The organism is Paenibacillus sp. J5C2022, assembly GCF_025567625.1.
In the GTDB taxonomy this organism is placed as follows: Bacteria; Bacillota; Bacilli; order Paenibacillales; family Paenibacillaceae; genus Pristimantibacillus.
Genome location: NZ_JAOQJC010000004.1, coordinates 86,212 through 101,284, shown reverse-complemented (window position 1 = coordinate 101,284; position 15,073 = coordinate 86,212). Strand labels below are relative to the sequence as shown.

Here is a 15,073-nt window from a genome sequence, read left to right as displayed (position 1 = left end):
CAAGGTCATTACTCAGGCTCCAGAAGCCCCATCGATAAGCATGTGGCCAGCGAGAGCACCTTCGACCCGGACGGATATCGAAGCCAGATGCGCTCCCCATCCCACCGCTCCACTACACCCGTGCCAAATACGCGATGGCGTACCATGCCGCCGGCCACGAGCTGGGAGGCCATCCGGATCGCCGTCGGGCTTGCCGCTCCGGCGGAAGTTCCGCCATGCTCCTGCACGATTACTCCGGAGGAACTATCGCCAGGCCTGCCGGCGTCGGACGCGCCATGCCGCAAGCCAGCGTCCTTGCGCCCGACGCCGCCCTTGCCTCTCACGCCATCTTCCACTCGTGCGGACGAGTTGCCCCTCCTGTCTGCGGCGGCCCCCGATCGCGCAGATGGAGCCGCACGTCCAGCCGCTCCCCCTCTGCCTCGTTCACCAGTTGCTTCCGTACGCCGGGCTGAGTGGTCGGACGAACCACCGCCACTGCCCCCGCGCTCCCGCTCCGGCTTCACAAGGCCGCGCACCGCGGTGACGAATGCGGACTCCTTCACCGTCTCCCCGTCCCGTTCCCGGTAGGTCACCATCTCCAGGTGCTCGCGCGCCCGGGTCATGCCGACGTAGAACAAGCGCACCGCTTCTTCCATAAGCGGTTGCTCTCCCGTGCCCCCATCCTTCTTATGGGGACCGCCGCCCTTGCCGTCCTCGCTGGACGGAATGACGCCGTCGATGAGATCGATCATATATACGCGGTCGAACTCCAGCCCTTTCGCACTGTGGAAGGTAGAGAAGGTGACGGCGTTCTGTCCCCGCTTCGAGCGCGAGCCCTTCAGCGCCGCCTCCAGCTGCTTCAGCCGGGCGGCGAACTGCTCCATCGTCCCCAACCCGTCCGCAATATCCTCCAGCGTATTCAGGATGCCGATCAGATACTCCCGCTTGAAACCGAGCCTTTCGCACATTTTGTCCAGCGCCTTCTCGTAGCCCAGCCTGCTCCGGATGACGCGGATCGCGTGCTGCGGAGGCATGCCGCGCATCCCCTGGAACGTCTCCCTCGCCTCCTCCAGCAGCTTCACCTGATAATCCTTGAGCATCACGAACTTCAGCAAGTTATCGAACACCGACTCGCCGTTATCGATCTCCTTCAGCACCTCCATCTGGTGCTTGCTGATATAGCCGCTCATCTTCAGATGAATCCGCTCCAGCAGCTCCGCCCGCTTATCCGTATACGACATGCGCATGAAGTTCAGCACGTCTTCTACCACCCAGTGCGAGAAGAAGCGGACATCCGCATCCTTCATATAGAACGGAATGCCCATCCGGTCGAATTCATTCATCAGCGCAATGGATGAAGCATTGTTGCGATATAGAATCGCCACCTCGGACAGCTTCTCCACCTCCTGCACATGCTGGGCGAGGAACTTCGCCTGGAAGCGGTAGTCCGGCAGCTCGCGGAACAGGATGTCGCCGCGCTCACCGTTGGCCGTGAACATATTTTTGTTATAACGGTTCCTATTCCGCTTGATGAAAGCATTAGCCGCGGCAACTATCTCCTGCGACGACCGATAATTCTGCTCCATATACAGCGTTACCGCATCAGGATACACCGACTTGAACTCCAGCAAGTACGAAGGCTCCGCCCCGCGCCAGCTATAGATCGACTGATCGTCATCCGCCACCACGCACAGATTGCGGTGCTCGCGAACCAGCTTCGCGATAATCGCATGCTGCACAAGCGACGTATCCTGGCTCTCGTCCGTCAGCACATAATCGTAGCGCCGCTGGTACTTCCGCAGCAGCCCCTCATCCCGCTCCAGAATGTCGTTGGCATATGTCAGCATATCGTCATAGTCGATCAGCATCTTCCGATGCCCCGAGCGCTTGTAGTCTTCGTATTCCTGCAGCACCTTGGCGGCTTGCGGCACGCTTGTGCGGACGCTGCTCCAGCGATCCGGAGGAATCATCTTGTTCTTCACATAGCTAATGAACGTCGTCAGCTCATCCATGCTGTCGTCGCTGGGGTTCTCGCCGGCTATTCGCTTGAACAGCGATCGCAGCAGCAGCTTCTTGTGCAGAGGCATGCCGTCCATGCCGACCTCGCCGCTTCCGCCCCCGTCTTCTTCCTCGCTGATCTCGCCTTCAATAATCAGGAACTCCGTTCCTTCCTTGCGGAACTGCTCCCTTATAATTTCGAACGCCAGACTATGAATCGTGCTGAACCCGGCGGTCGGAAGCTGCGGGAAGAAACGGTCGAACCGCTCCTTCATATCTCTGGCAGCAGCTCTGCTGAAGGTCACGGCTTTCATACGGGACGGGTTCACCCCGAGCGCTTCGATGAGATAGCCTATCCGCATAATAATCGTTGTCGTCTTGCCCGAGCCGGGCGATGCCAGCAGCAAGAGCGGTCCGTCCCCATGCACGACCGCCCGCTGCTGCGCCTCATTCAGCTCGATGCCGAGCTCCTCTTTCTTCACCGCCAGATACCGCTCTTGCTCCTCTGTCAATCCGCTGCTCCATTGCCCTGCTGCCCCTGTATCCTTCATAACCATCCTATCACTTCTTCCTTACGCTTCATTCGTCAAATGCCTATTCGACTGTCGCCGCAAGTCCCGCTCGATATTCATCGGGTACCGGAATGCTATATCTCCCTGTTCACAGGCCCATTGCAATGCAGCCGTTATAGGAATCTCCAGTACGCTGTGACCGAACAAGATGTAGCATTCGTTGTTGTTTCCGTCATCCCGCAGCGCGTTCAACTGCGACACCATCCGCTCACTGCTATCGCAACCGTCGAAGCGCCGTTCCGAGCGAAAATAATGCAGCTGATGCTCCAAGTCCGCGTAGCTGTCGTAGTGCCTGACAATTCTGAGCGGAGCTCCGGACAAGCCGCAATTGTCCGTTCGCTCATCATCCGCCGTCAGCGCTCCATCAATGAGACCTTGACGCTTCAGTGCGATGAGTGCCGAAGTGTTGACCGAGAAATAGCCGAACCGGACAAGCTTGTCGATGCTATCGGCGCCGGCGAACCGGGTGATGGCAGCATGCATATTCCCTACGCTCGCGATCATCTCCTCATCGCTCAACCGGCTGGAGCGCGTATCCTCGTACAAGGAATGATAGCCGAACTTCAGCCAATCCGCATGCGTGGCGAATTCATCCTTGAACTTGGTCGTCATATCCGACATCGTGAAGGCATCGTCCGTCCTGCCGTAGAACAAATAAAAGCTGAATACCGCGCCGTACTTCTCATGCATATCCCGCAAATACGCGAACACCTCATGATCGAACAGGCTGTTGTACCGCGTCTCGTTCACCGTCAACTCCTTCATCAGATCGTACGTGTCGTCGAACGATATATGCATGAACTTTCCCGGCTTGTGCTGCACGTCGAAGTGAACCAACTGAGGAACCGAAGCGAGCGTGTCTTCGACAACCGTACCCGCTTGTGTGACATCTCCATCAATGGCAGCCTTCAGCTCGTAAGCGGCAAGGAATATCCCGTTGGCATAAATAAAAGCCGTCTTGCCGACCATTCTCGTCTCAACCATCAGCCGTTCCGGCAAAGAAGCCCGACTAAGAACTGCCTTCGCCTCGCCGGGCAAAGCGGCAGAACGATGAACCCCCTCGCCAGACTCAGCCGCAGGAAGAACGGCATACGATTCATTCCCTTCATCTACCGTATAAGCTTCTGCCTTCAGCGCTCCCGCACGCTCGGCAGTCAGCAAGAACCATAACGTTCCGCCATTCGAGTTCCCGAGGAACAGCCGAAGCCTGTCCACTGAGGCCGCTTCTATATGGAACGTTGCTTTCACCACGTGTATTTCCCTGTTGTCATCCGTCAGCTTGCGCTGCCTCCACCGCTGTGGCGAAAGCGCCGAGTTCTTCTTGTTCATGACAATCGATCTCCTCTATTTCCCTTTTTCCGTTCCGCTTGCAGCCGCTTCATGTGTTATTATTATAACAGCTAGTACAGTATACAGGAGGACCATATGTTCAAAAGGAATAAAAAAACGGCTTCCAAAAGCGGCCCGGCACAAGAAGCGAAAAAAGGGCTGCATATGACCCGCATCTTCCATGCGCCGCCGGAGCTGCTGTTCGATATATTCACGCAAGGGGAGCACATGCCGAACTGGTGGGGGCCGCGCGGCTTCAAGACGACTGTCATCAGCCAGAGCCTGCAGCCGGGCGGCTCTATTCACTACATGCAGGAAGCGCCGAACGGCGGGATCATGTGGGGGAAATTCAACTACAGGGAAATTGAAGCGCCTCATAAATTCGTCTACACCAATTCCTTCGCCGATGCGGAAGGCAATCGCATACGCGCGCCGTTCAGCAAGGACTGGCCGCTGGAGATTCTCAACACGATTACGTTCGAGCCGCATGAGAACGGAACGAAGCTCGTCCTGCATGGCCTGCCGGAGGACGCCAAGAAAGGAGAGCGCCGCGTATTCGAAGCGCTCATGGACAATGTACGTCAAGGAATGAACGGAACGTTCGAGCTGCTGGACGAATATTTGGAGCAGGTGCAGAAGAAGGAATAGAGCAACGGTATACGAAAACGATAGAGAGAGGATGTCACGGATTATGGAACATGCAGCACGGGAGAATATACTTGTCTGCGTCTATTACGGGCCGAATGCGGAGCGGCTTATTCAACGGGGCGCCAAAATAGCGAGTGCGATGGGCGGAACGCTGACCATTCTGACCGTCAATCCGATGCGAGACAATGAATATAACGCTTCCAAGGAACGCAATATGGCGGAGTGGAAACGATTGGCGAAGGAGCATCATGCTGAGTTTCTGGCGGAGGAAAGCGGCCCGCGAAGCGTCGTGAAAGTGATCGTCGACGTTGCGAGGAAGAAGCAAATTACGCAGATCGTATTGGGAGAATCGGCCCGCACCCGATGGGAAGAGCTTCTTCGGGGCTCGATCATTAACGAGATACTGCGCCAAATCGACTTCATAGATGTCCATGTCGTATCCGTGCAGCGCGTCTTGCCGGAGCAATATGAGGAGGAATTCGAGCAAGGCGTTAGAGCCCATCTCCTGAAGACGGAAGGCGGGATGATCATGAACGTGGGAGAGTCGCCGACGGACGAGCTGGAGGGCATGTTCTTCAAGCTGACCGGTACAGACTTCAACAGCGGCGTATTCAAGCTGGTTCAGCACAAGAAGAAGACGTTATACAAGATCTCCGACGGCAAGGTGGCGGAGGAACTGAAGAGCAGTAAGGAAACTTAATATCGCCTTTTCCGATAAGCAGCTTCCGAAGCTGCTTTATTCTTTGTCATCCGCATCATTCGATGTATCTATTGGGTGATGAGCCGGTATGTCAATACGGAAGGCGAATCGTCCTTGATCATATGCCAGGTTCAAGCTGCCTCCATGATGCATGATGATACTTCTCGCAATAGATAAGCCGAGACCGGCGCCTTGCGGCATATTTTGTTCCGACCGGGATGCGTCTACCTTATAAAATCGTTCAAACAGCCGTTCAAGCTGATGCTCGGCAATCGGCTCGGCCAGATTCTCGATGACAAACCCGATGTTTTCTTTTTTCCGATACAGCTTGATCGTTATTTCACTTGGCCTAACCGAAAATTTCAGTGCGTTCATTAGCAAATTATCAACGGCGCGCACAAACATTTCCGCATCTATCCATCCCGTCGCCTCGCCTTGCTCCATCTCGACAGAGACGGTAATTCCGTTCTGTTGAGCCAGCGGCTCGAATTCATTTATGATTTGATTGAATAAACTTCTGAGATCGACGGCTTGGAAGCCGAGCTGTACCGTACCGCTCGTTAATCTTGTATATTCGAACAGATCGTCAATCAATTTTTTTAGCTGCTGCGTTTTGTAGAATGCGTTCCGAATATACCGTTTATGCTCCGTAAGATTCTGATAATCATCATCCAACAGCAAATTAAGATAACCGATTATGCTGGTAAGCGGCGTCCGCAAATCATGAGAGACATTCGTAATCAACTCCATCTTAGCCGCTTCAACCATTCTTTCCTTATGAATCATCGTCTGCAGCCGTTCGGCCATATCGTTAATGTTGCTCGCGATCTCGCCCAGCTCATCCTTGCAGGACAGCTGCACGCGGCAGCTTAAATTCCCATTGGCAATGGTCATAAGTCCTTCGTTAATGACTTGCAATCGGGTAATGACAGGATGCATAAATAAGAAAAACAGCAAAAAGAATGAGCCTAGAAAAATGATAAACGGAAACACGCGGCCAATGAGCGGAATGCCTTCCAAAAAATACTCCCATATCGAACTGGCGAAGACCGTTACAACAAAACTGAGGACAATCGAGCCAAACATCCGAAATCGAACACTTTTTTTCCAATTGAAATGATCCCAGAACGATCTACTCAATTTTGTATCCCACTCCCCATACCGTTTTCACATATCGCGGCTCTCTCGGATTTGCTTCAATTTTCTCGCGTATATTGCGAATGTGGACCATAACGGTGTTGTCCGAGGTGAATTTGTCTTCCTTCCACACCCGCCGGTAGATCTTATCAACACTAAATACATAACCGCGGTGACTCGCCATTAATTCCAAAATAGAAAATTCAATCGGGGTGAGCTGTACCTCCTTGCCTCTAACCGTAACCAGGTGGCGGTCGCGATCGATGACTAAGTCGTGAACAACAATTTGAGACATCTCTTGCGTCATTTGATTCTGGTGAGCAGGGAGATTACGCATCTGCCTTCGCAAATTCGCTTTGACTCTCGCGATCAATTCGAGCGGATGAAACGGCTTGGTCATATAATCGTCCGCTCCAGTAGTAAGTCCCGCTACCTTATCCATATCTTCACTCTTGGCAGACAGCATGATAATGGACGTGTCGTATGAATGTCTCACTTCGAGACAAGTTCGCAACCCATTCATAACCGGCATCATCACATCGAGAATAATGAGATCAATGGAATCTGTCTCCATATAGCGCAATACTTGTGCACCATCTTCCGCTTCAAGGACCCGGTAGCCTTCATTGAGCAAATAGATTCGAATCACATCGCGAATTTCGGGATCGTCATCTGCAATTAATATCGTCGGGGTGTAACTCATGCCATCACTCCTTTTTTTTGCGGCAGACATACACAAACGCAGGCGGTACATTGAACAAGACGAAGCGGATTCGTTCGATCTCGAAATATTGACTGAATGACTTGCGCATTTGCAGTGAATATTGAAAGGCGATAAACCACCCTTCGGGCCTTAAGGATTGATTAATTTGCTTCAGTATTTTGCTACGCATGGCTGGTTGAAAATTAAAGAACGGCAAGCAGCTTATAATGCAATCGACATTCGTCAGCTGTTCGTTGCGGAGCGCATCTTGCAAATGCAAGGCATCCCGATAGCAAGGGTGGGGATATTGCTGTGCCATATAATCTCGAAGTCCGGAATCTTTTTCGAATAGGATGATTTTCGTCTCTTCTTGACTGGCCCGCTCGATCTGTCTGGTCACGGACCCGGTTCCTGCGCCCAGCTCAACAACGGATTCCACTTCATCCCATGGAACGGAAGCAACCATCTTGTGCGCGAGATGCCGCGAGCTGGGCGTAACACTTCCAATATATTGGGGGTCATTCGAAAATTTGAACAAGAAAAGCAATTTTTCATGAATCGATCTGATCATCGATCGCAATCTCCTCTCCAAGCTCTTTATGGTGTAAGCATAAAGAAGCCATTTGAGATTCGATTGAAGATTTAATAAAGAAATCATGAAGATTGATCGCCAGCTTTAGCTCATTAAATTCCGCCGATGATCAATGATCAATGCTCCTGACAGCACGCCTACCGCTACTACTTTTTTCATCCAGTTGAGCCTCCTTAATGTTGTGCTCTCTCGCTTACAAGACATACTTTATAGGGCGTGAATGAGAGCAACATAAGAGCAACATTAGAATTCGATGAGAAGAGGGACTCACTTTACTCAGACTCCTTATCCAGAAAAGTGGGAGCAGACAGATAGTTAAGATCATTAAGTTAGTTAGAAATAATCATCCGATCCGAGGAGCGAGTTGCATGCAATAGCGATACAGCGGTACATTGCATTAGACACAACTAACTGTATTTAGTGTTGTTAATAGATGCGAGATCGCCATTCTGATCTCCTGTAAATGGAATAAGTACAGTTATATTAGGTCATTCAGCGTATCATCCCAACAATCGATCAAATTAGTATCATGAAATCCAGTTATCGCTTCGTTCAAGCCTTCCATCTCCCGTTCTCGTCCATCTGCTGCCTACCGCTCGTCACATTCGTCCATTACATAAGCAAGCAGCAAAGCCGCTGTGCCGACAATCGCACTCGCATGCGTCCGCTCCATGCCGTGTGAAGCGTGAACTCCCGGCCCGATAAGCCCCGCGCGAATATTGCTTCCGCCTCTTAACGCCGCCGAAGCGTCCGAGCCGTAATGCGGATAGATATCGACGGCATGCGGAATGCCCTCCCGCTTCGCCAGCTCGATGAACCGCGATGTCATCCCGTAATCGTACGGCCCGGAGGAATCCTTCGCGCAGATCGACACATCCTTCTCCGTCGCCGACAGATCGTCGCCAAGCGCTCCCATATCGACTGCGATCAGCTCCGTAATATCTGCCGGAATATACGAGCTGCCGTGACCGACTTCTTCGTACGTCGAGATCAGCAGCTTGAGCGTATAAGCAGGCGTCTTCCCTTCCCGCTTCAGCCATTCCATCAGTCCGAACAGCGCGGCTACGCTTGCCTTGTCGTCCAGATGGCGCGACTTGATCCAGCCGTTCGGCAGAATGCGGGTACGCGGGTCCCAGGAGATGAAGTCGCCTACCCCGATGCCCAGCTCCAGCACGTCTTCCTTCTTCTCCACCGACTCGTCGATTCGGATCTCCATATTGGCTTCCTCGCGCTTCCAGTCGCGCGCATCGCTGTACACATGCACGGACGGCTTGCTGGACAATACCGTTCCTTCATACTTGCGTCCATCCCGGGTATGGATGACGCAATACTCCCCCTCCACCGTCTGCATGGCGTAACCGCCAATCGGGGTGAACCGGATCATGCCGCTGGACTTGATGGAACGAACCATGCCGCCAAGCGTATCGACATGGGCCGAGATCCCAATCGTCTTGTCGTTGCTCCGTCCCGGAATGGTAATAATGCCCATGCCCTTCGGCGTTCGTTCTACCGTATAGCCCAGTCTGCCGGCTTCCTCCCGAATATGCTCCATAATGGCCATGCAATATCCGCTCGGACTAGGTATGCCAAGCAGCTTCCGCAGCTGCTCCACCATGTAATCTTGCTTTAATCCCTGCTTGATCGTTGCGCTCATCGCCGGATTCTCCTTTGCTTCATGCTATGTATTCCTGCTCCTGCCTGCGTGCCTTATCTACCCCTATAGTATACATGATACCGCCATCTCTCTTCACGTCTCCCCGGAGCACTCCCCCATCCATAATGAAAGAAGCCGCCCCCAAGCCCGATTCAGGCTTAACAGGACAGCTCCTCTTCTTAATTCACTATCACACATTCACTCCGGCATCTCACGGCTAGCCAACCTTACGCTGACGACAACCATGCCTGCCGATAATATCAGAAAATAAACGGGCATCGTCCATAACGAACCGTTATGCCAATAGCTCATTCCGCTTGTTATGAGACTAACGACCGCATAATAGCCGAGCCCGAAGATTGCCCCTGCCGTACCCAGCACATCACCGTAGCGAATTAGTGCGAGACTGAGACAATTCGGGATAGCCATCCCGATTCCCAACAGCAATAGGAACAGACAAGCGACGATCAAGATAAAATGGGCGACCGTCGCTTTCATGCCAAGCAAGGAAAGCCCCGTCAAGCAAGCGGCGCCTATTGTCGTCACTATCGTCCCGATGACGATAATCTTGCACGGCTGCACTCTTCCCAGCAGACGTCTCGACAGCATCGCGCCTATAATGGAAGATAGGGCAACGACAATGCCCAGGAAGCCATATTCCCCGGAAGTCAAGCCGAAATAGTCGATGAACATGAACGGCGCTTCGGCATAATAGCTGAACAGTATTCCGTTCGTTGTGCCAATCAAAAAGCCGAATGCCCATATGTCGCGGTCTGCCAGCATCCGCTTCGCCACGGAAAGCATATCCGCCTTAACCTGAACGGCTATTCTCGTCTCCGGCAAGGCAACGAATGTATAAGCAAAAATAGCTGCGCTCATCGCTACCAGCGTAAACAATACGGCCCGAAATCCAAAAGCTTGATCCACCCAGCCGCCGATTAGCGGCCCGATGGCCGGAGTAAAGGCAAGTGCGGCGGAAATTTGGGCAAAAACAGCATGGCGCTTCGTTCCGTCGATGCTCTCGCGCAGAATCGTCTGCGTAACGACCGAACCGGTGCTGGCGCCGAACGCCTGAATGAAGCGGCATGCCAGCAGCCACTCGGGCGAAGACGACAGGAAGCAGCCCAGACTGCCGGCTCCATACACGAGAATTCCCCACAGCAGCGCGGGACGTCTTCCGATCGCATCCGAGAGCCTGCCCCAGCAGAAAACGCCGACGGCAAATCCCAAAAAATAGATGCTGAGCGTCAATTGAATCGTATTGCCGCTGGCATGCAAGCTGTCCGCGATACCCGGCAATGAAGGCGTATAGATCGTTTCGCTAATTTGCGGAAATCCGATAAGAATAATAACTAACAACAATGACGGCGTTGAGATTTTCTGTTGCACTGTTCATACCCCCTGTATTGTCAAATCTCAATCAGCGCAACAGTAAATTACGGGATAGGGGGCTTGCACTTCGTCAATCTTGTAAATGAGAGCATAAATTCACTTCACCTTTTATCAATGGGGGTATGCAAATGTTAAAATCGATTAAAACTCAACTTGCATTATAACATATCCATTCGCAAGATGACGCAACCGGATTTAAGATCATGGATGTTCAAGGCAACTGCGATGCTGTTATAGTAAATAAAAGAAATGAAATCGGTTGCATAAAGAGGTGTTTCCGCTGCTGAGAAAAAAAAGTGTGTTCATGACGATTCTTATCTCGTATTGTCTCATTCTGCTCGTCCCAACGTTTGCCGGAGGCATCGGGTACCGCGTACTGGAGAAAACGCTCATCCGCAACGTCAATCAATCCAACTATGCCATGATGGAGCAAGTCCAACAGCTGGTGGACAGCCGTATGATCGAGCTTCACCGGATGAGTCTGCAGCTTGCGCTCAATCCCAATGTGCAGTGGCTGATCAACAATCCCGACAGTCCGTTCGCGCAGCTGCAGCTGCGGCAGATCGGACTTATTCAAGATATGCAAGCGCTGGCGATCGCCAGCGACTTCCTGGATTCCTTCTTCATCTACTTCGAGGAGCTGGATAGCGTCATCACCCCGACGCTGCAGTCCGATCAGAAGCTATACTTCAAGCGCATCCAGCACTTCGAGCATGTAGAGGATATGTCAGGGCTGCTGTCGCAATATCATCCTCTGAAGTTCAGATCCATGGCCGTTACCGAGAACGATTCCACGAGACAGAAGCTAGCCTATATCCAATCGTTGCCCCTGCAGGAGAAGAGCAATCCGCAGGCTTCGCTTGTCGTGCTTATTGACGAACAGAAAATTCTGGACATCCTGCAGCTGACGAACTGGGACGACAACCGGACAGCTTATATTTTCGATCAGAACGGACAGCTGCTCGTCTCCTCCGCGAATCAGGAAGCGGAATTGCCGGCATTATTCCAGACGCTGAAGGATGAAGAAACGGTCTTCACTGCGGAAGAGAACGGGAAGCGGCTGCTTGTCTCCTCCATTACGGGGGATAACGGCTGGACGTACAGAATGGTCACTCCTGAGAGCTTCGTTATGGCGCCGATCCATCAAGTCAAGCTCATCTTCCTGCTCCTGCTTGCCGCCAGCGTGGCCGCCGGATTGGCAATCTCTTGCTATATGGCCTACCGCCATTACAGACCGCTGCGGGAATTGCTGAAGCTGATAGGAAAACGCCATGGGCACGCGCTGGGCGGTCATGCGAACGAATACGAGGTCATTAACCGCACGCTGATTGACGCCTTCGAGGAGAAGAGTATGCTGAAGAGCAAGCTGCAGGAGCAAGCGCCGCTTATCCAGTCCAATTTCATCTCCCGTTTAATGAAAGGCAGTGTGGACATGGCTACGCTCGATCAGGCGTCGCTGGACTTCATGAAGGTTGAGCTGACGGGGAAGTCATTCCGCGTTATTCTGCTGGATATCGAGGACGGCCGAGCCTTCATGAAGTCGGAGACGGAGCAGGAGCTGGCCCTCATCCGCTTCATTCTGTCGAACTTGAGCATGGAGCTCATGCATGAGCAAGGATACGTGGTGGAGCTGGAACGGAACCGCTTGGCGATACTGGAGCTTATGGAGAGCGATCGTGAGCCGCGCGGAACGGAATGGATCTATGAGCTGAAGCGCTTGTCGCAGGAACGCTTCAACTTGAAGATGACCATTGCGGTAAGCCTAGCCGCGGGGAGGCCCGAGGATATCGGGAAATGTTACATCGATGCGCTGCTCGCGCTGGAGAGGCGGATCGTCATCGGCCACAATTCCGTCATCGTCTCCGAGCCCGGCCAGCACGAGCAATCGATGTACCATTATCCGATCGAATTCGAAGCATTGCTGATGAACTACGCGAAGACGGGAGATTACGAGCAAGCAGCCAACCTGCTGACGCAAATATACGACACCAACTTCGCCAGCGGCACACTGTCGCCCGAGATGACGCGCTTCCTCTTCTTCGACTTGCTGGGCACGCTGCTGAAGCTGGCTCACGGCACCTGCTCCGAAGAGAATCGACCGTCTGAGTTGGCCGATCCCGCCTCCTTCTTCACGGAGTGCCACACGGCGGATGAGATGCTGAAGAAGTTGCAAGCTCTGTTGGCTCGGTTATGCGCGCATGCCGGTGAATCCCGTTCCGATCAAGGACAGCGATTATATGACGGCATTACGACTTATATCCATGAGCATTATGACGACGGGAATTTGAGCCTGACGCTCATCGCCGACCACTTCCAGCTGACGCCGCAATACTTGTCCTCCTTCTTCAAGAAGTATAGCGGCCAGAACCTATCCCATGTCATCTCGGAATACCGTGTCGCGCAAGCGAAGAGAATGCTTGGGGAGAGCGCGCTGACCATCAGTGAAATCTCCCGCAAGGTCGGCTACTCCAACCATATCGGCTTCGGCCGGGTGTTCAAGAAGATCGTCGGCTTGACGCCGAGCCAGTACCGCGAAACACTGGATAATGCCCGGTAAATGAATTCGGGTTGCATCACCTTAAGCATGTATACCCGCCAATCTTAAGAGCAGTTGCCGGTTCGAGCGATCGGATTCTTCCACAGCCGGTCGCTCCTCTGATACGCTGATGCTGCGGCACAGAGAAAGCCGACAACCAATCATTCCAAGGGAGGCCACCCGATGTACAGAAACAAAATAGCGCTTACATGTCTTGCGATTGTCCTCATTCTCAGCATGCTTGCCGGCTGCAGCGAGAACGCCGAGCCGAATACGGAAGCGGTGCAAAATGAAACAAAGGGACAGAACGAAGGAACGACAGGAGAAACCGCTGATGAAGTCCCGTATCCGGAGAAAATTACCTACTGGGCTGCGATGAATGCGAACGTAGCCGCTACGATGAAGAGCTTCAATGAAATGAAGGTTTATCAAGAGCTGGAGAAAATCACCGGCACGAAAATCGACTTCCAGCATCCGCCCGTCGGGCAGGAAAGGGAGCAGTTCAACCTGCTGCTCGCATCCGGCGACAAAATCCCGGACGTCATCGAATATGTATGGACGCGAGCGCCTAAAGGACCCGATGCCGCTATTCAGGACAACGTGATTCTTCGCCTTAACGAATTGATTGAAGAGCATGCACCGAACTTGACGGCTTACTTGAACGCCAATCCCGATCTGAAGAAGCTCATCACAACGGACGAGGGCAATATATATGTCATGCCTTACTTCAACCCGGAGATGAATCTGCGCGCCTATAACGGGCCGGCTATTCGCCAGGATTGGCTCGACAAGCTCGGACTGGAAGTCCCTACAACGCTGGAAGAATGGGAGAAGATGCTGATCGCATTCCGCGACGGCGACCCCAACAACAACGGCGAGAAGGATGAGATCCCGTTGATCTTCTACCCTGAGCTTATGCATGTGAATCACTACTTCGTCGGCGCGTACGGCATCTCCAGCCGCTACTACCAGGAAGACGGGCAAGTGAAGTACGGTCCCGTCCAACCGGAGTACAAGGAATTCCTGACATTGATGAACCGATGGTATAACGAAGGGCTCATTGACAAGGACTTCGCCACCATGGACGGCAAGCTGATGAACGCCAAGATGGCGGAAGGCATTGCAGGCGCCATGGGGATGAATGTAGGCTCCGGCATCGGTACGCTGACGCAGAGCGGGAAGCAGAGCAATCCGGACTTCAGGCTGACCGGCATTCCTTATCCTGTGCTTGAGCCGGGAGGCAGCTCGCTTGGATTCATGGACGCGGCCTTCATCGGTCTGGGCGCTGCCGTCAGTGCTAAAGCCGAGCATCCGGAACAGATCGTGAAGTGGCTGGATTACGGCTATAGCGAAGAGGGCGGACTCCTATACAACTTCGGAATCGAAGGAGTCAGCTACGAGATGAAGAGCGGTCATCCTACGCTGACGGAGATGATTACGAACAACGAGCAAGGACTAAGCCTTGCCCAATTGCTATCGCAATATTCCCACGGCACGTTCGGCGGGGCGTATATATTCGACAGCCGGCTGGCCGATCAATATTCGCTTACGATGCCGGAGCAGAAGACCGCTATCGCCGCATGGGCTCAAGCGGATCACTCCAAGTTAATGCCGCTTACGTCCCAGTCGATAGACGAGAGCGCGAGAATCTCTACGCTTGGCAATGATATCGAGACTTATTCTGCCGAGATGCTGAATAAATTCATTACCGGACTGGAGCCGCTGGACAACTTCGACAAATTCGTAGAGACGATTAAGGCAATGGGGATTGATGAAGTATTGAAGCTGAAGCAAGCCGGACTTGACCGGTTCAACAGCAGATAATGGAGCGCT

General features: G+C 53.0%; 11 protein-coding genes. 4 read left to right on the top strand and 7 right to left on the bottom strand.

From position 1 onward, the window contains the following. Nucleotides 1–8: 8 nt before the first annotated feature. Nucleotides 9–2,534, bottom strand: a complete 2,526-nt coding sequence (locus tag M6D81_RS04640) for an ATP-dependent helicase (protein ID WP_262675658.1) — start codon at nt 2,532–2,534, stop codon at nt 9–11. 15 nt (nt 2,535–2,549) lie between these two features. Continuing rightward, nucleotides 2,550–3,878 carry a hypothetical protein gene (locus M6D81_RS04635; RefSeq protein WP_262675657.1) on the bottom strand — a complete coding sequence of 443 codons (1,329 nt, stop codon included), beginning with the start codon at nt 3,876–3,878 and terminating at the stop codon, nt 2,550–2,552. Nucleotides 3,879–3,974: 96 nt separating this feature from the next. Here M6D81_RS04635 and M6D81_RS04630 point away from each other — a divergent pair, with 96 nt between their 5' ends. Then, a complete protein-coding gene (locus M6D81_RS04630) occupies nt 3,975–4,526 on the top strand; it encodes an SRPBCC family protein (RefSeq protein WP_262675656.1) in 552 nt (183 codons plus the stop codon). Nucleotides 4,527–4,569: 43 nt separating this feature from the next. Continuing rightward, the gene (locus M6D81_RS04625) at nt 4,570–5,226 is read left to right on the top strand and encodes a universal stress protein (RefSeq protein ID WP_262675655.1); all 657 of its coding nucleotides are present in this window, start codon (nt 4,570–4,572) and stop codon (nt 5,224–5,226) included. Nucleotides 5,227–5,262: 36 nt separating this feature from the next. Here the strand turns inward: M6D81_RS04625 and M6D81_RS04620 are convergent, their stop codons facing one another. The 5 genes from M6D81_RS04620 to M6D81_RS04600 all read right to left on the bottom strand — a co-directional run bounded on the left by M6D81_RS04620 (nt 5,263) and on the right by M6D81_RS04600 (nt 10,701). Continuing rightward, the gene (locus tag M6D81_RS04620) at nt 5,263–6,366 is read right to left on the bottom strand and encodes a HAMP domain-containing sensor histidine kinase (RefSeq protein ID WP_262675654.1); all 1,104 of its coding nucleotides are present in this window, start codon (nt 6,364–6,366) and stop codon (nt 5,263–5,265) included. Beyond that, entirely contained in the window at nt 6,359–7,066 is a 708-nt protein-coding gene (locus tag M6D81_RS04615) for a response regulator transcription factor (protein WP_262675653.1), read from the bottom strand. The genes M6D81_RS04620 and M6D81_RS04615 overlap by 8 nt, the downstream gene beginning before the upstream one ends. Nucleotides 7,067–7,070: 4 nt before the next feature. Further along, a complete protein-coding gene (locus M6D81_RS04610) occupies nt 7,071–7,637 on the bottom strand; it encodes a class I SAM-dependent methyltransferase (RefSeq protein WP_262675652.1) in 567 nt (188 codons plus the stop codon). A 610-nt stretch (nt 7,638–8,247) separates the two neighbouring features. Beyond that, nucleotides 8,248–9,312 (bottom strand): M42 family metallopeptidase, encoded by a 1,065-nt coding sequence (locus tag M6D81_RS04605; protein ID WP_262675651.1) that lies wholly within the window; start codon nt 9,310–9,312, stop codon nt 8,248–8,250. A 198-nt stretch (nt 9,313–9,510) separates the two neighbouring features. Beyond that, nucleotides 9,511–10,701, bottom strand: coding sequence for a multidrug effflux MFS transporter (locus M6D81_RS04600; RefSeq protein ID WP_262675650.1), 1,191 nt, complete (start codon nt 10,699–10,701; stop codon nt 9,511–9,513). A gap of 307 nt (nt 10,702–11,008) precedes the next feature. On the opposite strand from M6D81_RS04600, the gene M6D81_RS04595 reads away from it, so the two are divergent. Next, nucleotides 11,009–13,261 (top strand): AraC family transcriptional regulator, encoded by a 2,253-nt coding sequence (locus M6D81_RS04595; protein WP_262675649.1) that lies wholly within the window; start codon nt 11,009–11,011, stop codon nt 13,259–13,261. Nucleotides 13,262–13,423: 162 nt separating this feature from the next. Further along, nucleotides 13,424–15,064, top strand: a complete 1,641-nt coding sequence (locus tag M6D81_RS04590) for an extracellular solute-binding protein (protein ID WP_262675647.1) — start codon at nt 13,424–13,426, stop codon at nt 15,062–15,064. Nucleotides 15,065–15,073 lie beyond the last annotated feature (9 nt).

What these genes read in the sequence shown, in the direction of transcription:
- M6D81_RS04640 (WP_262675658.1), bottom strand. Translation starts at nt 2,534, where the DNA reads ATGGTTATGAAGGATACAGGGGCAGCAGGGCAATGGAGCAGCGGATTG.
- M6D81_RS04635 (WP_262675657.1), bottom strand. Translation starts at nt 3,878, where the DNA reads ATGAACAAGAAGAACTCGGCGCTTTCGCCACAGCGGTGGAGGCAGCGC.
- M6D81_RS04630 (WP_262675656.1), top strand. Translation starts at nt 3,975, where the DNA reads ATGTTCAAAAGGAATAAAAAAACGGCTTCCAAAAGCGGCCCGGCACAA.
- M6D81_RS04625 (WP_262675655.1), top strand. Translation starts at nt 4,570, where the DNA reads ATGGAACATGCAGCACGGGAGAATATACTTGTCTGCGTCTATTACGGG.
- M6D81_RS04615 (WP_262675653.1), bottom strand. Translation starts at nt 7,066, where the DNA reads ATGAGTTACACCCCGACGATATTAATTGCAGATGACGATCCCGAAATT.
- M6D81_RS04610 (WP_262675652.1), bottom strand. Translation starts at nt 7,637, where the DNA reads ATGATCAGATCGATTCATGAAAAATTGCTTTTCTTGTTCAAATTTTCG.
- M6D81_RS04605 (WP_262675651.1), bottom strand. Translation starts at nt 9,312, where the DNA reads ATGAGCGCAACGATCAAGCAGGGATTAAAGCAAGATTACATGGTGGAG.
- M6D81_RS04595 (WP_262675649.1), top strand. Translation starts at nt 11,009, where the DNA reads ATGACGATTCTTATCTCGTATTGTCTCATTCTGCTCGTCCCAACGTTT.
- M6D81_RS04590 (WP_262675647.1), top strand. Translation starts at nt 13,424, where the DNA reads ATGTACAGAAACAAAATAGCGCTTACATGTCTTGCGATTGTCCTCATT.